This is a genomic window from Deltaproteobacteria bacterium (assembly GCA_016709225.1).
Taxonomy (GTDB): domain Bacteria; phylum Myxococcota_A; class Polyangia; order Nannocystales; family Nannocystaceae; genus Xiheibacterium; species Xiheibacterium phototrophicum.
Genome location: JADJEE010000002.1, coordinates 1599814 through 1618182, shown reverse-complemented (window position 1 = coordinate 1618182; position 18369 = coordinate 1599814). Strand labels below are relative to the sequence as shown.

The following is an 18369-nucleotide window of genomic DNA, read 5'->3' as shown; positions in this document are numbered from 1 at the left end:
ATGGGTGGTGGGCGATGCGAAGTGCAGCTGCAATTGCGTGTGTGTGTCTCTCGGTCGCGGCGGCGGTCAGCTGCGATGATCCGACGATCACCGAGGTGCCGCGTACGGACGCGCTCGACGAGCTGACGCGGGCGTTCTGCGAGCGTCACCTGCGGTGCGAGTGCGAGGACTATCGCGTCTACGAGTCCACGATGGAATGCGTCGGTGACCTCGAAGAGGGGCTCGCCGAGCTCGACGCGCAGCTGCAGGTCGTCGGCGTGGTCTACGACGCCGACTGCGTCGGCGCGTATGTCCGAGCGCTCGACGAGCGCGGGTGCGGTGGCTGGGAGGCGCCCTCCGAGACGTGCGAGCGGCCCTGCAAGTTCGCCCACGGCCAAGCACGCATCGGCGAGACCTGCGAGCAGGACTTCCACTGCGCGCAGGGCCTGGTATGCGCCTACGACGATACCTACGCCGACTATCGAACCATCTGCATCGACCCCTGCGTCGCCACGAGCGGCCCCTCCTGCGTCAACGCACCCTGCGCCGTCGGGCAGGTGTGCGACTGGGACAATGCTCGCTGCGTGGCGCCGCCCGGCGCCGGCGAGACCTGTGTGGCGGGCGAGTGCGCGCAAGGCCTGTTCTGTCGCTTCGACCCGATGGCACAGACGGCGATCTGCTTCGCGCCGGCGCCCATCGGCGAGGCGTGCATGGGGCACGGCGAGTGCGACAGCGGCTACTGTCCGGCGGGCTTCTGCGCGACGAGGCCCGGTCGCGGCGAGACCTGCGAGGCCGGCGTCTGTACCGACGAGCTGTGGTGCAACCCCGAGAACACCCGCTGCGAGACCGCACCGCCGCCGCGGCCGGCGATCTGCGACGAAGCCGTCCAGCCGTGAGCACCGCCAGCAGGGTTCACGGCGCCCACTCGCGCACGATGCAGCCCGGCTCGGGCGCGAAGGGCTCGCCGATGGCCTGGATGATCGGCGCGCTGCACATCACCGCGACCACGTTCGGGCCCGTGCGCCGTGGCACCGGCACGCGTACGGCCTCGCTGACGAGCCGCGAGCGCAGCAGCGTCCCGACCACGCGCTGCTCCGCGTCGCCGTCGGTGTCGCCGCCTGCTTGGGCGTCGTCGAGCACGAACACTGCGACGTGGCCCTCGGCGCGCGGTGTGAGCACGAGCGCGTGCTCGCGATGCTCGAGCTCGAGCTCGAGCCCGACACCGTCGGTGTCGTCGTAGTCCTGCGCGACGCTGGTGTACGCGCTGGCCATGTGCCCCGGCTCCGACACGCTCTGCTGCGCGGTGTGGGGGCTGGGCCACATCGCCGAGCCCACGCCGAGCACGAGGCCCGCCGCGACCGCGACCGCGGCCACCGCGGCGATGTAGGCCACCGTCGCGCTGCCCGAGCTGCGGTGGGCATCCACCAGCGGCGGTGGCAGCACCACCGCGGGTGCGGAGAGTGCCTGCATGCGCGCGCGGCAACGGCCGCAGCCCTCGACGTGGCCTTCGAGCCCACGACGCTCACCGGCCGAGAGCTCACCCGCCTCGTAGCGGTCGAGGGACAGCAACGTCACGTGGCCATCACGTGCGAACAGATCGACCCATGCTTGGCTCATGTTGGTCCTCCCGCAGCGTCGTTCGCGAGCTTGCGAAGGCGCTCGATGCGATTGCCGACCGTCCGCTCCGAGCACCCGACGATGCGGGCGATCTCGGCGTGGGTCATGCCATCGACGAAGTAGTAGAAGCCCGCCTCGACCAGCTCGTCGTCGAGGCCCTGCCACAGCTGGGCGAGCGCGGCGACGGTTTCCTGATCGGCGGGGGTGATGCTGGCGTCCCACAGCGTACCGCCGTGCCGCTGCCACAGCTCGGCCCGTCGCCCGCGGTCGCGCAGGCGGTTGAGGCAGTAGTTGGTGGTGACCCGGTACAGCCACGTCGTGGGGCTCGACTCGGCCCGGAAATCGCCGAAGCGCTCGATGACCCGCACGAAGATCTCGTGCACGACCTCCTGAGCCTCGGCGCCGGGTTCGAAGCGCTGCACCCAACGATGTACCCGCGCGGCGTGGTCGGCGTAGAGCCGGGCCACCTCGCTCTGCGGGATCGGCATCGGGGGCTTGGACACGTGGACGAACGCCTTCCGCAGGGGCTACGACGCGAAATCGCAGGCGGGTGCGCCGCCTGCCCGAGGGTGGTCAGCGTGCCGCGCAGGCGTCGGGCGGGGCGCACTCGAGCGCGAGGCCGGTATAGCCCTTGCCATCGTGGCCGGCCCGGAGCCCGATCGCGAGCTGCCCGGCCGGGCACGTCACTGCGTCGTGCCAGCGCCCGGCGGTGCACGATGCCGGCGCGATGCTGGCGTCCGCGAGTGCCTCCGGGTCGTCGCTGGGCTTGCCGAGCTTGCCGTCGACGAGGCTCGCGCCACGCAGGCGCAGGCCCTGCAGCTGGCCGGTCTTCGCGTCGGTGCACGCCTGCACGCCCACCACGACCTCGCCGCTGTCGACGCTCGCGGTGCGGTGGGTGCCGCTGCCACAGCCCGGCAGCTGCAGCGTCGCGTTCGCCCACTCCTTCAGGTCGGTGCTCGCCGGCAGCGGCATGAAGGACGCGGTGATGCGGCAAGCCCGCGCGCCGACGAACTCGACCGCGAGCTCGTGCAGTGCGTGGGCGGCGGGATCCCGCGTCAGCGCGGCGCCGCCCTTGCGGCTCTTCGCGCGGCTGTGCTGCTGCTTCGCACCGCCGCCGGACATCGCCGTGAACGCGAACGGTCCACCGCACGGCGCGGCGGCGGCGAGGGTCGGCGGCGCGAGGGCGAGCAAGGCACACACCACCGCGCCCGCCCTGGTGGGCCGCTGTTCCATCCCCGCTTTGCTGCGCCGCATCCACGCGAGGCTATCACGACCGCCCGTTCGAACGCCGTCCACCCCGAGCGCGGCTGCCGTCTGCGACAGCCTGCGCAATTGCCTTTGCCGGGCAGCTGTAACATCGTTCCACGCCCTGGCCGTTCCTGGGCAGCCGGCAGCCTCCATGTTCGTCGTCCAGCTCCGTTTCGCGCGCGCGCTGCTGCTCGCGCTTCCGCTTCTCGTGCCGCTCGCGTGCAACCGCAGCGAGGCCGGCGAGCAGGTCGTGGTCGAGCAGGAGCCGACCCGATCGTTGCCGACCACCGCGGTGATCGAGCGCGACATGCCGCGCGAGTTGGTGCTCACCGGCACGCTGCTCGCCGATCGACAGTCCGATCTCGCAGCCAACGCCAGCGGTCGCGTGCTGTCGACCCACGTCGAGCGCGGACAGACGGTCGCCGCTGGCGACGTGCTCGCGCGGCTCGACGCCCGCCTCGCCAAGTTCTCGGCCAAGGCCGCCGCGGCGCAGACCAAGGTCGCCAAGGCCCAGCTCGATCTCGCCGCACTCGAGTGCGATCGCGCCGGCAGGCTGCTCGACTCGGGCACCATCTCGAAGGCCGAGTACGACCGCACGATGTCGACCTGCGCGACCTCGCAGTCGTCCGTCTCGGCGGCCCAGTCCAACGCGGCGTTGGCCTCGGTGCAGGCCGGTGACTCGGTCGTCAAGGCGCCGTTTCGCGGCATCGTCGGCGAGCGCTTCGTCGAGGTCGGCGAGTATGTGCAGCCGGCGACGCGCGTGGTCTCGCTGTACGCGATCGATCCCATTCGGGTGTCGATCGCGGTGCCCGAGCTCGACGTCGCGCGGGTCGCCATGGGCCAGCGGGTGTCGTTCACCACCCACGCGGTCGAGGGCCGCAGCTTCGACGCCGAGGTGCGCTACATGAGCCCGGCGCTGCGCGAGACCACCCGCGATCTCGTGGTCGAGGCGGTCGCGCCCAACCCCGAGGGTGCGCTGCGCCCCGGCATGTTCGCGACCGTGCACATCGGCGTGGGCGACGAGCCGCGCCTGGTGGTACCCGAGTCCGCCATCGTGCAGCGGCAGAGCCGCTCGCTCGTGTTCGCCCTGCGCGGCGGACGGGCGATCGAACAGGTCGTGCGCCTCGGCACCCGCCGCGACGGTGTGGTCGCGGTGCTGTCCGGCCTCACCGCCGAGGACTCCGTCGTCACCGAGCCGCCGGCGGATCTCGCCGACGGCACCAAGCTCGAGTAGGGGGCGTCATGCAGTGGCTCGCCGATGTCTGCATCCGTCGCCCGATCTTCGCGACGGTCCTCATCCTCTTGATCTGCGTGGTCGGAGGTGTGGCCTACGGCCGCCTCGGCGTCGACCGCTTCCCCAAGATCGACTTCCCGACCGTGGTCGTGACCACGCGCCTGCCCGGTGCGGCGCCCGAGGACGTCGAGAGCGAGATCACCGACCGCATCGAACGCGCGGTGAACACCGCCAGCGGCATCGAAGAGCTGCGCTCCGCCTCTGCCGAGGGCGTGTCGCAGGTCTTCATCATGTTCAAGCTCGAGAAGGGCGTGGACATCGCGGCCCAGGAGGTCCGCGACCGCGTCAACACCGTGATGGCCGAGCTGCCGACCGGCATCGAGCCGCCGGTGGTGACCAAGGTCGATCCCGACGCGATGCCCATCATCTACCTCTCGGTGTCGGGCGAGGGCCGTTCGATGCGAGAGGTCACCGCCTACGCCGATCAGCGCGTGCGGCGTGACCTCGAGAGCATCTCGGGCGTAGGGCAGGTGCGCGTCATCGGTGGTCAGGAGCGCCAGGTCAACATCTGGCTCGATCCGGTGCGCATGCGGGCGTACGGCATCACCGCGCCCGAGGTCGCGCGGGTGGTCGGCAACGAGAACCTGACCATGCCCGGCGGCCGCATCGACACCGGCCCCGACTTCCTCACGCTGCGCATCCACGGCCGCGTCACTGCGCCCGAGCAGCTCGAGGGCGTCGTCATCCGCCAGGGCGACGGCAAGACCGTGCGACTGCACGACATCGGGCGCGTCGAGGACGGCGTCGAAGAGGTCGAGACCGCCGCGACCTGGAACGGCAACCCTGCGGTGTTGCTGGCGATCCGCAAGCAGTCCGGTGAGAACACCGTGGCGGTGGTCGACGCGCTCAAGGCCGCGGTCGAGGAGATGCGCGCCGACCTCCCGCCTGGCTACGTCGTCGACGTGCTGCGCGACGAGTCGGAGACCATCCGCACCAGCACCCACGCCGTCAACGAGCACCTCGTGGTCGGTGCCGGCCTGGCGGCGCTGGTCGTGCTGGTGTTCCTCGGCAACGTCCGCAGCACCATCATCGCCGCGGTTGCGATCCCGACCTCGGTCATCGGCACGTTCGCGCTGATGTGGCTGCAGGGCTTCACGCTCAACACCATGACGCTGCTGGCGCTCGCGCTGTCGGTCGGCATCGTGATCGACGACGCCATCGTCGTGCTCGAGAACATCTTCAAGCACGTCGAAGAGCGCGGAACCCCGCCCATGCAGGCGGCAGTCGACGGCACCAAGGAGATCGGCCTCGCGGTGCTCGCGACCACGCTGTCGCTCATTGCGGTGTTCCTACCGGTCGCGTTCGTGGCCGGCATCCCAGGGCGCTTCCTGGCCAGCTTCGGCATGACGATGGTCTCTGCCATCGCGGTCTCGCTGGTGGTCAGCTTCTCGCTGACACCGATGATGGCCTCGCGGTGGCTCAAGGCGGTGCCGCGCGGCACCCACAGGCGCAAGAGCTGGCTCGAGCGCCTGGTCGACGTGTTCTATCGCCCGCTCGAGCGCGGCTACATGGTCGTGCTGCGCTTCTGCATGCGGCAGCGCTGGGTGGTGGTGCTGGCCTCGCTGGCGTCGCTGTACGCGATGGGGCCGCTGGCGCAGCAGGCCAAGAAGGGCTTCATCCCCATCAACGACGAGGCCCGCTTCGAGGTGCTGGTGCGCGCGCCCGAAGGCAGCAGCCTCATGGCCACGCAGATGATCGGCGATCGCGTCGCCACCCGCATCCGCGGACTGTCGTGGGTCGAGGGCACGCTCGTCACGATCGGCGACGACGAGCAGCGCACGCCCAACGTCGCGCGCATCTACGTGCGCCTGGTCGACCCCAAGCAGCGCGAGCTGACCCAGGAGGACATCAAGGACGTCGTGCGTCGCGAGATCCTCGCCGACCTGCCCACCGACCTGCGGGTGAGCGTGGCCGATGTCGCAGCCATCTCGGGCGGCGGCTTCGCGTCCGCACGGGTGCAGTACGCGGTGTTCGGGCCCGACCTCGCGGTGCTGGCCACGGTCAACGAGCGGGTGCTCGCGCGCATGCGCGAGGTCCCCGGTGCGGTCGACGTCGATTCGTCCTTCGTGGTCGGCAAGCCCGAGATCGGCGTGTACGTCGATCGCGATCTCGCGGCCGACCTCGGCGTGCGCGTCGCCGACGTCGCGTCGGTACTGCAGATGCTGGTCGGCGGGCAGAAGGTCTCGACCTACCCCGAGCAGGGCGAGCAGTACGAAGTCCGTATCCGCGCCGAGGAGCAGTATCGCGTCGACGAGGACGGCGTGCGCCTGATGAGCGTGCCGTCGAGCTTGCTCGGGTCGGTGCCGCTGGCCGAGGTGGTGCAGCTGCACGACGGCCGCGGCCCCTCGGTCATCAATCACTTCTCGCGCCGGCGCCAGATCACCTTCTACGCCAACCCTGCGCCCGGTTTCAGCGAGGGTGCGATCGGCGACGAGATGCGCCGCATCATCGAAGAGGAGCTGCCCAAGGCCGGCTACTCGATTCGCCCGGTCGGTGGCGCCAAGCTGATGAAGGAGACCGCCGAGAGCTTCGTGTTCGGTCTCGGGCTCGCGTTCGTGTTCATGTACCTGGTGCTGGCGGCGCAGTTCGAGTCGTGGCTGCACCCGGTCACCATCCTGCTCTCACTGCCGCTGACGCTGCCGTTCGCGATCGCGTCGGTGGTGCTGTTCGAGCAGGCGCTCGACCTCTTCAGCGCGCTCGGCATCTTCGTGCTGTTCGGCGTGGTCAAGAAGAACGCCATCTTGCAGGTCGATCACACCAACGCGCTGCGGCGCGAGGGTAAGCCACGGCTCGAAGCGATCCTGCAGGCCAACAAGGACCGCCTGCGGCCGATCCTCATGACGACCTTCGCGTTCGTGGCCGGCATGATCCCGCTGGTCACCAGCCGCGGCATCGGGGCCGGCTTCTCCAACGCGACCGCCGGCGTGGTCGTGGGCGGCCAGACCATGTCGCTGCTGCTCACGCTGGTCGCGGTGCCGGTGGCGTACTCGTTCTTCGACGACTGCGCGCAGTTCTTCGGCCGGATCACCGGGTGGATCTCCCGCAAGCTGTCGGGTGCACCCGACGTGGTGCCGATGTCGCCCAGCGAGCCCATCGAGCCCCCGGCATCGCCGCCTCCGCCGGCGGAGTGACGGCTGTAACGCTGCGCCGAGATCGGGCACGGGGGCCGGGAGGGCCCCACCATGCTCCAGCTCGCGCGCGCAGCGTTCTTCGTCTCCACGGCCTCGCTCGCGCTCGCGTGCGCGGGCACCGACGCATCCGGAGGTGCCGAGGGCGCTTCGAGCTCGGGCGGCATCGACTCGCTCGGCACCACGCCCGGCGGATCGGCCAGCACCGCCAGTGCGGGTGACTCGAGCGGCGGCGGTGCATGTGCCGCGGCCGGCTCGGTGTGCACGGCGGGTAGCGACTGTTGCGGCGGGGTCTGCAACGCGCTGGGGCTGTGCGGCCCCGACGACGGCACGTGCCTCGAGCTCGGCATCGCGTGCACCGAGGACATCGCGTGCTGCTCGGGACGCTGCGACGGTGGTTTCTGCCTCGAGCCCGGGGCGTGCGAGCCCCCCGGCACCGCATGCGACGACTCTACGCCGTGTTGCTCGGGCAAGTGCGAGCCAGAGCTGGGCGGTGAGCAGGTGGTGTGCACCAACTACTGCGTCGCCGACGGCGTCGGCTGCGAGAAGGCGCTCGACTGCTGCTCGCTGGCCTGCCACGACGGTCTCTGCGGCGGGGAGCTGTGCCTGGTCGAGGGCGAAGACTGTCAGACGAACGCCGACTGCTGCTCCGACATCTGCGGCAACGATGGTCGCTGTGAGGTGGATCTGTCGCCGGGCTGTCGACCCACGGGTGAGAGCTGCACCAGCGGCGGTCCAACCGAGTGCTGCTCGATGAACTGCAACGAGGAGACCGGCCGGTGTGATTTCGGCGAGGACACCTGCAAGACCCAAGGGGGCAGCTGCACCACCGACGCCGACTGCTGCAGTGGCGCGTGCGACCCCGGCACCATGGCTTGCGTGCCCGCCTGCGCCCCCGATGGCCAGGCCTGTGTCGGCAACGCCGATTGCTGCAGCAATGCCTGCGTCGGGGACGCATGCGAGCCGCCGGGGGGCGACTGCACGCCCTCGGGGATGGCCTGCATCACCGGTGCGGACTGCTGCAGCGTGTTCTGCTTCGGCGGCTTCTGCACGCCGCCGCCCGACATCCCTTGAGCTGCGACGCCGACGGCGGGTGGCGGTTGCATCGAACCGACGAATTCCCGCCGTGAGCATGACCAGTCTCGCGCCCCGAGAACCGCCGGGGCGATCGCGTCACTACGTGGTCATGTACGTTCGCTGCTTGGGGCTCGTCGCCGTCGCCGGCGTGATCGGTGGCGGGGGCTGCTTCGGGAACGCACCGGTGGTCGAGGGCGAGACCGCCGCCGCCAGCGGCGACAGCTCGGGGCCCGGCACCGGCGGCACGACCTCGTCGACGGGCGGCACGACCACCGCGTCGGCCGGCCCCGACGACGCCGGCGACGGCACGACGACGCAAGATCCCTCGTCGAGCGGGGCTACGGCCCACGCCGACTCGGGCGGTGACACCGACGCGTCCGCCAGCGATGGGACGGGCCACGGCGGCACGAGTGGCGACGCCACGACCGGCGACAGCAGCAGCGGTGGCGGCTTCGACTTCGGGTGCATCGATGAAGACCTCGGCATGGCGATTGGTCTCGGCGTCACCGACGGCAACACCAACGGCGCCGACGACAGCTACGCGCCGACCTGCGTGGCCGGGGACGCGCCCGATCGCGTGCTGCTGTGGACCGCTCCCGCCGACGGCACCTACTCGTTCTCGACCATCGGCTCCGGCTACGATACCGGGCTCGCGGTGCTCTCGGGCGACTGCAGCGGCATCGAGATCGCGTGCAACGATGATTCGTCGCCCACGATCGTACAGTCGGATGTGAGCATCGCGTTGGAGGAAGGCCAGACGATTGCCATCGTCGTCGATGGCTACGAGGGCGCCAGCGGTGCCTTCACCCTGACGATCGCTTCGCGCTGAGCCGGGCGCTCGCTGGCGTTGGAGCGGTGCCGGTTCGCGGGCATCCGTGGCATGCTCCCGCCCGCCCATGGAAACCGCGCGACGTCGTGCCCGTGTCCGTGCCCTTCGAGCGCCGCGATCTCGGCGCACGCCCGCGGCCGCGGGGCGCGGACGTCTCGCTGCGCTCGCGTTGGTCGGGGTCTGTGGCTGCGCGAGCGGCTCGATCGGCCGCGAGACCCACCCCGATGGACTCGCGCGGATCCTCATCGGCGAAGAGTCCCGCATCGCGCGGACGTGCGCCCAGCTCGAGTCCGGCGTCGCCGGGGGCGGCGGCGTGTCTCCGATCGCGGCGCGGGCGATGGCCGCCGAGACCGAGCGCGACGCATGTCGACTGGCGAGCGTGCTCGATCCCAAGCTCCGCGCGCAGTGCGACCTCGCGACCGCACAGGTGACGATCGACGGCGCGCTCGCGAAGGACCCACCGCCGTGGCTGACGCTGGTGCTCAAGTCATCGGGCGCCCAGGTGCAGGGGCACTTCGACGCGCCGGCCTTCGCCGCGCGCTTCGACTTCTCGCGGGTGCTCGCGCGCAAGCTCGCCGAGGTCGGCGATCGGGCGGCGAGCTTCTCCGCGCAGCTCAGCCAGAGCTTCGGCCGCTTCGCCGGCGCGGTGCAGCTCGGCATCGATCTGTTGATCGCCGAGGCGACCGCGAGCTCGCTCGAGCGCTTGCTCGATCAGCCGGCCGTGCGCGCGCTCGCGGAGCCGACCGAGATCGCCCGCGTGGCCTGCCGCCAGCTCGACGACGGCCAGTCGCGGCCGCTGGTCACGCGGCGGATCTTGAAGCGCGCGATCCTGCGGCTCGATCCGCCCACCGACGTGCACAGCCCCGGGCAGCTGTGCGCGGCCAAGGTGCGGCCGGCGACCTGCGATCGTCTGGTCGGCAGCGCGAGCGGCCCGGAGGCGGTGCGGCGTACCGACGAGCTGTGTCGCACGGTGAAGCACCGCTCGACCTGCGACTATCTGTGGTTCCTGGTCGCGAGCCAGCAGGCGCGGCCGCTGGCCGAGCTGTGCAAGCAGGACGAGCACCCCGCGGCCTGCGAGGCGCTGGCGAAGGCGCGCCGGTCCTCGCAGAGCGAGGACGACGTCTGCCGCGACGCCTCGCTGCCGCACGAGCGCACGCGCTGCCGCAGCGCGGTGCGTTGGTTCGCGGCCCGCAATCTCTGGCACGACAACGCCGCCGAGAACGTCTGCTGGTCGAACCCCGATCGCTGCGCGCGCATCAAGCACCACGTGATGCCCGATCTACCGGTCGCGCAGCCGGTCACGCCACACCTCGATGCGGTGGTCGAGGCCGCGCCCACGGCGACACCCGACCTCGCGGCGTGCCTGGCCGCGGCGTCGCAGGTCTGCGGCGATCGTTGTCCCGAAGGCGCCAGCACCTGCGACGACGCGATGGCGTGCATCGACGCCGCCTGCGAGACCGTCGCGATGCAGCCGGACGCGATCCCCGAGGATCCGGTGGCTGCGGTCGCGCATCTGCGCAGCGCAGTGGCGGCGGAGCTGAGCACCGGTGTGGCGCGCCGCGCCGACCTGGTGCCGCTGGCCCGCGGCGTCGACGAGGTCGCACGTGCGCAGTCGCAGATCGCCAGCGGCGTGGGCCGCCTGCCGGCCGATCTCGGCAACGCGCTCAAGGCCATCGTGCCCGAGCTCGCCCGCGGTGCCGACGGTGGCACCATGCGCAGGCTCGAGGGGCTGCTCGACCAGATCGAGGCCAAGCAGGCCCGGCTGGACGAGGCCAAGGCGCGCCAGCGCAAGCTCGCCGAGCGGCTCGAGCTGGTCGCGCGGGTGGCCGGATTCACCGTGCGCGCGACCGCCACCGGCGTGTCGGTCGTGCTGAGCAACGTGCTGTTCGAGGACGCCGCCTCGGACCTCACGGTCGACGCCCGCACGCAGGTCTGCAAGGTCGCCGACGCGCTGGCGAGCCCCGACGTCGGCGCGATGCTGGGGCCCGACTATCGGCTCGAGATCGTCGGCTACTCGTCACCCAGTGCGATCGTCTCGTCGCGCCGCAAGGACGACAGCAACATGCTGTTGTCGATCGATCGCGCGTACGCGGCCTACGACTGGCTCACGGAGAACCCCGACAAGGCCGAGAGCAAGTGCGCCGGCCACCGCTGCCGCGACACCCGCTCGTGCAGCTCGACGGTGCCGCAGCACCGCGTGCAGGTCATCGGTCGCGGCTACAACGACGACGCGATCGGCGGCGCCGAGGTGCTGCGGCGTGTGGAGATCCACGTGGAGATCCCCGAGCTCGCAACCGGGGAGTGAGGCGCGTCGGCGGCTGTCAGCGCCCCGGCTCGCGTCAGGGCGCAGGCACGAACGCGGCCACCCACGCATCCGTGTTGCCACCCGCTTGCGTCTGGGCCGCGTCGAGCAGCGGCAGATCGCTCGAGTGGGTCTCGCCACCGATCCACAGACGCCCCTCATCATCGACGGTGGCACCGCGTCCGTACTCCTCCATGCCGCCACCGAGGAAGCTCGCGTAGAGCAACGAGTCGAACTCGGGAGCGACCCGCACGACCACCGCATCGCGCACGACGAGCGCGCCTTGGTAGGCGTCGGCGGTCACGGGGAAGTCGGTCGAGGTCGTCGTCCCGGTGAAGTACACGCTCCCGTCGGCGCCTACGGCGACGCCCTCGGGCCGGTCGCTGCCGTTGCCGCCGATGAACGTCGAGCCGAGCAGGGTGGTGCCATCGGCCGAGATCTTGGCTGCGAACGCATCATTGTTGCCGCCGCCGAAGCTCGTGTCGAATGCGCCGACGGTGGTCGGGAAGTCCATCGATGAGGTGGCCGCCGCCACGTAGCAGTTGCCGGCCGCATCGACGGCGAACTCGTGGGTCTCGGTGGACTCATTGCCCGAAGCACCGAGGTACGTCGCCCAGCGGAGCCCGCCATCGCTCGGCGCTGCGGCGACGACATAGAGGTCCCCGTTGCCGCCGTAGCTGCTGTCGTGGGCGCCAGGGGACGTCTGCGCGTCGCCCGAGGTGGTGGTGAGCAAGATGTAGGGATTGTCGTTGGCGTCGACCCGCACGGAGTTCTGATTCGAATCGTCGGCCGAGCCGCCGAGGTATCGCGCCCACAGCACCGTGCTGCCGTCGCTGGAGAGCTTCGCGAGCACGGCGTCGTTGCCCCCGAGCGGCGCGTTGACGAAGGCATCGGCGATCGCGGTGGGATAGCTGCCGGTGCTGCGCCCCGACGCGAGGTACACCGCACCGGTGGAGTCGACCGCGATGTCACGGACGATCGAGGGGTCACTGGTGCCGAAGTAGGTGCACCAGACGATCGCCGTGGCGTCGAGCGAGAGCTTGCAGACGAAGCCGTCTTGCTCGCCGTAGAACGGCGCCTCCTGCCCCCCTGCGAAGCTGGTCTGGGCGGCGCCGGCGGTCACGGGGAAGCCCGCGCCGGCACGACCCGCGACGTAGACACCGGTGGCGTCGACCTCGACGGCGTACGCGCGGTCGTACTGCGGGCCGCCGAGATAGGTACCCCAGGCGATGCCGCCGGCCTCGTCATACGCGAACACGAACGCATCGAAGGGATCGACCCCCGGCGCGGGCGGCCCAGGATCTCGATTCGGCTGCAACACACCCGCTGTGGTCGCGAGGTCGGTGGACGCACCGCCACCGGTCACGAGCACTCGCCCGGCGCCGTCATGCGCGAGGTCGCGGGCGTGCTCGAATTGGCTGCCGCCCAGGTACGTGATCCAGCTGGCGGCGAGGCCGTCGGGGAGCTCACCGCCGTCGGTCGTGGAGCCCGAGTCGGCCGAGCTGCCGCCGCCAGAGCTGCTGTCGGCGCCCGACGTGCTGGCATCGGAGGTGACCGGCGAGCTCGTGCCGGTCTCGGTCGAGGTGGATAGGCTGGTCGTGGACGCGCTCGCGGCCGACGTCGCGCTCGCGTCGCTGCTGCCGCTGTCGTCGCTCGACTCACCGTTGCCATCGCCGTTCGATCCACAGCCGGTCACGACGATGAGTGCCCCACGCAGCAGCCTTCGCATCCCCGTGGGTCGCGCGAGCGCGCCGGCGATTACAGGCCAACTCGCGCACCCACTTCAGGGGCCCAGATCCCCCGCGTAGGACTTCAGGAACACCGCCTCGACCTCGGCCGCGTTGGCCGGGCGCGGGTTGCCGGACATGCTCGGGTCCGCCAGCGCCTGCGGCACCAGCGAGCGCAGCAGGTCCGGCGTGATGCCGGGCTGGCCCTGCAGTGTGTGCGGCAGCCCCAGCTCGGCACGCAGCGACAACATCCACTGCATCACGCCGTCGAAGCCATCGCCGCCCGGCGGGCGCGGCAGCGCGAGCAGGCGCGCGAGTCGTTCCATGCGCTGCTCGATCTGGTTGCGATTGAAGACCATCACGTAGGGCAGGAAGATCGCGTTGGCGGTGCCGTGGTGCAGGCCGGTCGCGCCCCCCAGCGGGTGCGAGAGCGCGTGCACGAGGCCGAGTCCCTTCTGGAACGCGGTCGCGCCCATCGCCGAGGCCGCCAGCATGTGGGTGCGCGCGACCGCGTCGTGGCCGTTCTGGAATGCGGGGATGAGGTTCTCGTGGATGAGGCGCATGCCCTCGAGCGCGACGCCGTCGGCGAAGGGGTGATAGCCCGGCGCGCAGTAGGCCTCGAAGCAGTGCGCGAGCGCATCCATGCCGGTCGCCGCGGTCAGCCCCGGTGGCAGGCCGAAGGTGAGCTCGGGGTCGGCGATCACCAGCGCGGGCTGCATGCGCGCATGGAAGATGATCTTCTTGCCGTGATCACGCGGGTCGACGATCACCGACGCGCGGCCGACCTCGGAGCCGGTGCCCGCGGTGGTCGGAACGGCGATCGTGCGCACGATCTTGTCGGGGTCGGCGCGCTTCCAGTTGTCGCCGATGTCTTCGTAGTCGAACACGCCGCCCTCGTTGTGGGCGAGCAGCGCGATGCACTTGCCGGCGTCCATCGCCGAGCCACCGCCGACCAACACGATGCCGTCGTGGCCGCCGCTGCGGTACGCCGCCACGCCGGCGTCGACGTTGGCCTGCGTGGGGTTGGGATCGACGTCGTGCCACACCGTCGGCGATAGGCCCTGCTCCCTCAACCGCTTCAACAGATCGTCGAACCACGCCAGCTTCACGATCCCGGGATCGGTGACGACCATCGGCGAGCGCCAACCCCACTCGGAGCAGGCCGCGGGCAGCTCGCTGATGCGGCCGCAGCCGATGCGATAGGCGGTGGGGTAGTTCGAGTTGCCGCGGGGCGAGGCGAGGGTCTTCATGCGCTTGCGTCGGAGTATCGCCGAACTGCCGCGCGCCGACCTGCGCCAGCCGTGAACCGGGCCACCGGTATGGCTCGTGCCCGGAGCCGTGCCCGGAACCTCGGAGGGGACCGTGAGGAGATCCGCGAGGCCGAGGCCGTCCCCGCCGCCCGAGGCACCCACGCACCGTGACACCCCCGGCCACGGTGCGATACCTTTGGCTGCCGCTTTGCCGTCCAACGGAGTGATCATGAACAAGCCCCTCGTCGCCGCCGCCCTGTTCCTCGTGCCCGGATGTGGCCGCACCCTCGAAGCGGGAGGCACCGAGACCGACTCCGACGGTGGCACCGGCTCCAGCACCGGTGACGCGTCGGTGACGATCACGACGACGATGACGAGCACCAGCGCGTCCACCACCGACGCCACCAGCGACAGCACCACGCTCTCGACCACCGACGCGACCACCGACATGACCACCGGGGTCGACAGCTCGGGCACCACGACCGGTGGCGGTGGTGGCGGCTGCTGCGAGGTCCACGACACGCCGAGCTGCGACGAAGAAGAGGCCGCGGCGTGCGTGTGCGCGGCGTCCCCGGAGTGCTGCGTGTTCGGGTGGGATCAAGCGTGCGTCGATCTCGCGACCGGCGAGTGCGCGGCGATCTGCATGGGCGGCGGCAGCTCGAGCTCCACCGGTGGTGCGGTCGCATGTGACAGCACCGTGGAGATCGAGCTCGGTGCCACCGACGCCGTGCTCGACGGTACGTGGGCGATCCAGATGTCGCAGCAGGGCGAAGGCATGATTGCCGCGATCCCGATGGGCGAGATGGGTAGCGGCACGGTCACGTGGAGCATCGACGTGCCGTGCGACGACGACTGGCACATCTGGGTCCGTGCGGTCGACTTCGGCGCCAACGACAGCTTCTTCGCGCGGCAGGACGGCGGCCCCGACCCGGCGCCGATCTTCGAGCTCGCGTGCGACGGCTTCGGCCAGGGCTACGTGTGGCGCGAGCTGAATCAGCGCGATCCGGAGAACGGTGCGCCGTGCGAGTACGTCGAGGATCCATGGATCGCCAGCTGGGCCACCGGCACCCACGAGTTCCAGCTCGAGTTCCGCGAGTCGATCGCGGTCGCACGCATCGTCGTGACCAACGACGACACCTACGTGCCGATGTGACCGCGTCGCGGCGGTTCGCCCGAGAATGACGACGATACCGACGAAGGCACTGCTCACTTCGATCCCAGCGCCGCGTCGAGGCGCCCGGCCAGCGCCTCGCGGGTGGTCGCACCGGCGCCACGCCAGGTCTCCTTGCCCTGGGCGTAGAGCACGAACACCGGCACGCCCTCGATGTTCTCGCGCTCGGCGATCGCCTCGCTGCGATCGATGTCGATCCGCATCACCTTCGCGCGCCCCTCGTACGTGGTCGCGAGCTCGTCGACGATCGGCGCCATGGTCTTGCACGGGGTGCACCATGGGGTCTGGAAGTCGACGAGCACGACCGGCTGGCCGGCGATCTCGGCGTCGAACGCCTCGGGCGTGAGACCAGGCGCCTGCGGCGGGGGATCGGCCGGCAGATCCACGGGCAGGCCGGCGCCCTTCCACGCGTTCATGCCCCCGGCGAGATCGTAGACGCGGGCGAAGCCGAGCTGGGCCAGCCGATCCGATGCGTCGCGACTGCGGCTGCCCGCGGCGCAGTACACGAACATCGGCCGCTGGCGATCGAGCAGCTTCACCTTCTGCTCGAAGCTCGCGTCGTGAATGTCGACGTTGCTGGCCCCCGGGATCAGCCCGCGCGCGACCTCGTCGGGCGTGCGCACGTCGAGGTACAGCCCCTGCTGCTGCTCGGCCGCGGCCTTGAACTCCGCCGGGCCCAGTCGCTGGACCGCACCGGCCGACGCCGCAGACGACGCGGTATCGCGCCCGTGACAGGCGAGCGGGGCGAGCAGCGCGAGGACGAGGGCCCAGGGACGCAGATGCATCATCGTAGGTGAGAGCCACAGACGAGCACGAGGGTTCGCTGTCCGCGCAGAGTCCGTCGTGAGCTTCCTTCACGAGCGCCTCGACCAGCGCGCCGAGCGTCCACCTCGAGCGCCGAAGCGAGGTCGGAGGTGGCGAGCACGCGAGCTTGGGCCCATGCATCCCCGACGAACCTCGGGCACGCCGTACTAGAGAAGCGAACCGCTAAAGTCACGCGGCAAGTGCGGCCTGCAGCTCGATGAGGTTGGCGACGGCGGCGTGGCGCCGGAGGTCGAGCGTGTTCTTGCGGGCGCCCTTGTATCGCGCGCGGTCGCTCTGGAGGCCGCCGATGCGTGCGAGCCTGTGCTCGACGACGACTCGAGCGCGAAGATGCTGTCGTCCGTGCTCAGTCGCTCTGCGAGCCTCGAGTTTGCGATGCAGGCTCTCATGGGGGTGGATTCGGATCGCGCGACCAGCCTTGGCATCAGTGCATCGCGCTCGTAGGCGACAGCGATCGCAGGTCTCGGCACCGAAGTACGCGGTGGGAGTGTTGGCGGAGTACTCGGCCTGTTTGCCAGACGGACAAGTCACGAGTCGTCGGCGAAGGTCGATCTTGAAGGCGCTCTTGCCGAAGCGTCCATGCTTGTTCTGCTCGCGCCAGGGACGACAACGGACTTGCACACCGTCTCGATCGAGCGCGGCGATCTCGGGATGTGCAAGAAAGCCGCGGTCGATGAAGAGCTCGTCGAGCTCGCCGTAGGGCGCTACTTGGTCAACGAGTGAGGGTACAGCCTCGCGTTCGGGTTGGTTGGCGGGTCGCGCTTCGGCTGCGAGCACGAGCGGCGCGTCGATCGAAGTCGCGATGTAGCGCTTGTAGCCGTTGAAGGCCTGTGAGCGGGTTTTTCGGCCGTGGCGCATCTCCGGGTCGCCGACGGAGCAGACGCGGTCTTCAGCGACGCCCTTGCGGATCCGTACTCGTCTCGGTCGCTCGGGATCGGGCTCGGTATCTTGGTGGAGGACGCGCTCGAGCAGAACCGCGGCCTGCTCGACCTCACGCTCCTTCATCGCGTCGGGAGCCCGGGCGCGTGCCCAGTCCAGCAGCGCTTGTGCTTCACCGACGAGTCGTTGCAGCGCTTCACTACGCTGGTCATGATCATCCCAGTCGATGTCCAGTGCAGCCTTGATGCTGCTGCCCTGCAGCAGCGTGAGCCTGGCTTCGGCGATGATCGTGTCCTCCTCGACCGCAGCGATCTTCGCAAGTGCACTGACGAGCTTACCCATCGCCTGTCCGATCAAGTTCCAGGTGTCAGCGACGCGGCCGCGACCTCGCAGCGGCGATGAGTCGAACGCGGCCTTGAGCTTCTGCCAACCGAAGCCGCCAGTCCTCTTCGCGAGCTCGACGGTGCGCTCGAGCAATCTGCGGTCGAGGTCGTGCGCGGCCATCCGCTCGCGGAAGCGCGGCAGACTACCCTGCCCGAACGGAGCCTTCTCTTCGCCAAGTAGCCCCAGCACGAGCTGCCAGCGCGGATTCATCTCGGCTTCTTCGACCGCAGCGGCGTCGCTCGTCTGGGTGTACGCCTGCAACAGCACGACCATCGCCAGCAGCGCCGGCGGTACGGGCTCTTGACCGCGCGGCTCGTAAGCCCGAGCGAGCTCCTCTTGGAACTCCGGCGTGAACAGCTCGGCTCGGATCTCTCGCAGGAACACGAAGAAGCGGCTCGGCTTGCGCATGCGCGCCACCAGCCGCTGCTCCTCGGCGCTCAGCTTCGTAGGGACCTTCCACAGCATCGTGAGTGACCTCGCTCGCCAAACGAGATCACAGCGACACACCCTTGTCGATCCCCCTCGACCTTAGCGGATCGCCTCTCTAGTACCTCGACACAGCGATAGTGATGGGTCAGAACGCCGTCATGGCCTCGACTCCGCAAGGCGCCGTGCCGCCGGAATACCGTGCGTATTTCAAGGTGCGGCAACGCAGCGAGGCG

General features: G+C 70.3%; 14 protein-coding genes. 7 read left to right on the top strand and 7 right to left on the bottom strand.

Annotated elements, in window-relative coordinates:
- Positions 1–14: 14 nt before the first annotated feature.
- The gene (locus IPH07_20950; protein ID MBK6919878.1) at positions 15–875 is read left to right on the top strand and encodes a hypothetical protein; all 861 of its coding nucleotides are present in this window, start codon (positions 15–17) and stop codon (positions 873–875) included.
- A gap of 16 nt (positions 876–891) precedes the next feature.
- Here IPH07_20950 and IPH07_20945 read toward each other — a convergent pair whose 3' ends face one another.
- The 3 genes from IPH07_20945 to IPH07_20935 all read right to left on the bottom strand — a co-directional run bounded on the left by IPH07_20945 (position 892) and on the right by IPH07_20935 (position 2829).
- The gene (locus IPH07_20945; GenBank protein ID MBK6919877.1) at positions 892–1596 is read right to left on the bottom strand and encodes a zf-HC2 domain-containing protein; all 705 of its coding nucleotides are present in this window, start codon (positions 1594–1596) and stop codon (positions 892–894) included.
- Positions 1593–2099 (bottom strand): RNA polymerase sigma factor, encoded by a 507-nt coding sequence (locus IPH07_20940; protein ID MBK6919876.1) that lies wholly within the window; start codon positions 2097–2099, stop codon positions 1593–1595. Before IPH07_20940 ends, IPH07_20945 begins: the two co-directional genes overlap by 4 nt.
- Positions 2100–2169: 70 nt before the next feature.
- A complete protein-coding gene (locus IPH07_20935; GenBank protein MBK6919875.1) occupies positions 2170–2829 on the bottom strand; it encodes a hypothetical protein in 660 nt (219 codons plus the stop codon).
- Between the two features lie 7 nt (positions 2830–2836).
- On the opposite strand from IPH07_20935, the gene IPH07_20930 reads away from it, so the two are divergent.
- The 5 genes from IPH07_20930 (at position 2837) to IPH07_20910 (ending at position 11477) form a co-directional block, all read left to right on the top strand.
- A complete protein-coding gene (locus IPH07_20930; protein ID MBK6919874.1) occupies positions 2837–4078 on the top strand; it encodes an efflux RND transporter periplasmic adaptor subunit in 1242 nt (413 codons plus the stop codon).
- Between the two features lie 8 nt (positions 4079–4086).
- Positions 4087–7269 (top strand): efflux RND transporter permease subunit, encoded by a 3183-nt coding sequence (locus tag IPH07_20925; GenBank protein MBK6919873.1) that lies wholly within the window; start codon positions 4087–4089, stop codon positions 7267–7269.
- Positions 7270–7320: 51 nt separating this feature from the next.
- Entirely contained in the window at positions 7321–8340 is a 1020-nt protein-coding gene (locus IPH07_20920) for a hypothetical protein (GenBank protein ID MBK6919872.1), read from the top strand.
- Positions 8341–8392: 52 nt separating this feature from the next.
- Positions 8393–9172, top strand: a complete 780-nt coding sequence (locus IPH07_20915) for a hypothetical protein (protein ID MBK6919871.1) — start codon at positions 8393–8395, stop codon at positions 9170–9172.
- 67 nt (positions 9173–9239) lie between these two features.
- Positions 9240–11477, top strand: coding sequence for a hypothetical protein (locus tag IPH07_20910; protein ID MBK6919870.1), 2238 nt, complete (start codon positions 9240–9242; stop codon positions 11475–11477).
- 34 nt (positions 11478–11511) lie between these two features.
- Here IPH07_20910 and IPH07_20905 read toward each other — a convergent pair whose 3' ends face one another.
- Together IPH07_20905 and IPH07_20900 are read right to left on the bottom strand one after the other, a co-directional pair.
- A complete protein-coding gene (locus tag IPH07_20905) occupies positions 11512–13203 on the bottom strand; it encodes an S-layer protein (protein ID MBK6919869.1) in 1692 nt (563 codons plus the stop codon).
- 54 nt (positions 13204–13257) lie between these two features.
- Positions 13258–14451, bottom strand: a complete 1194-nt coding sequence (locus tag IPH07_20900; GenBank protein ID MBK6919868.1) for an iron-containing alcohol dehydrogenase — start codon at positions 14449–14451, stop codon at positions 13258–13260.
- A 229-nt stretch (positions 14452–14680) separates the two neighbouring features.
- Here IPH07_20900 and IPH07_20895 point away from each other — a divergent pair, with 229 nt between their 5' ends.
- Positions 14681–15604 carry a hypothetical protein gene (locus tag IPH07_20895; protein ID MBK6919867.1) on the top strand — a complete coding sequence of 308 codons (924 nt, stop codon included), beginning with the start codon at positions 14681–14683 and terminating at the stop codon, positions 15602–15604.
- Between the two features lie 53 nt (positions 15605–15657).
- Here the strand turns inward: IPH07_20895 and IPH07_20890 are convergent, their stop codons facing one another.
- The gene (locus IPH07_20890) at positions 15658–16410 is read right to left on the bottom strand and encodes a hypothetical protein (GenBank protein ID MBK6919866.1); all 753 of its coding nucleotides are present in this window, start codon (positions 16408–16410) and stop codon (positions 15658–15660) included.
- Positions 16411–16615: 205 nt separating this feature from the next.
- On the bottom strand, positions 16616–18172 hold the full coding sequence (locus IPH07_20885) for an IS1182 family transposase (protein ID MBK6919865.1): 1557 nt from the start codon (positions 18170–18172) through the stop codon (positions 16616–16618).
- Positions 18173–18369 lie beyond the last annotated feature (197 nt).

Coding starts and splice junctions, on each gene's coding strand:
- IPH07_20935 (MBK6919875.1), bottom strand. CDS start 2,829: ATGGAACAGCGGCCCACCAGGGCGGGCGCGGTGGTGTGTGCCTTGCTC.
- IPH07_20895 (MBK6919867.1), top strand. CDS start 14,681: ATGAACAAGCCCCTCGTCGCCGCCGCCCTGTTCCTCGTGCCCGGATGT.
- IPH07_20910 (MBK6919870.1), top strand. CDS start 9,240: ATGGAAACCGCGCGACGTCGTGCCCGTGTCCGTGCCCTTCGAGCGCCG.
- IPH07_20925 (MBK6919873.1), top strand. CDS start 4,087: ATGCAGTGGCTCGCCGATGTCTGCATCCGTCGCCCGATCTTCGCGACG.
- IPH07_20900 (MBK6919868.1), bottom strand. CDS start 14,451: ATGAAGACCCTCGCCTCGCCCCGCGGCAACTCGAACTACCCCACCGCC.
- IPH07_20945 (MBK6919877.1), bottom strand. CDS start 1,596: ATGAGCCAAGCATGGGTCGATCTGTTCGCACGTGATGGCCACGTGACG.
- IPH07_20885 (MBK6919865.1), bottom strand. CDS start 18,172: ATGCTGTGGAAGGTCCCTACGAAGCTGAGCGCCGAGGAGCAGCGGCTG.
- IPH07_20950 (MBK6919878.1), top strand. CDS start 15: ATGCGAAGTGCAGCTGCAATTGCGTGTGTGTGTCTCTCGGTCGCGGCG.
- IPH07_20920 (MBK6919872.1), top strand. CDS start 7,321: ATGCTCCAGCTCGCGCGCGCAGCGTTCTTCGTCTCCACGGCCTCGCTC.
- IPH07_20890 (MBK6919866.1), bottom strand. CDS start 16,410: ATGATGCATCTGCGTCCCTGGGCCCTCGTCCTCGCGCTGCTCGCCCCG.
- IPH07_20905 (MBK6919869.1), bottom strand. CDS start 13,203: ATGCGAAGGCTGCTGCGTGGGGCACTCATCGTCGTGACCGGCTGTGGA.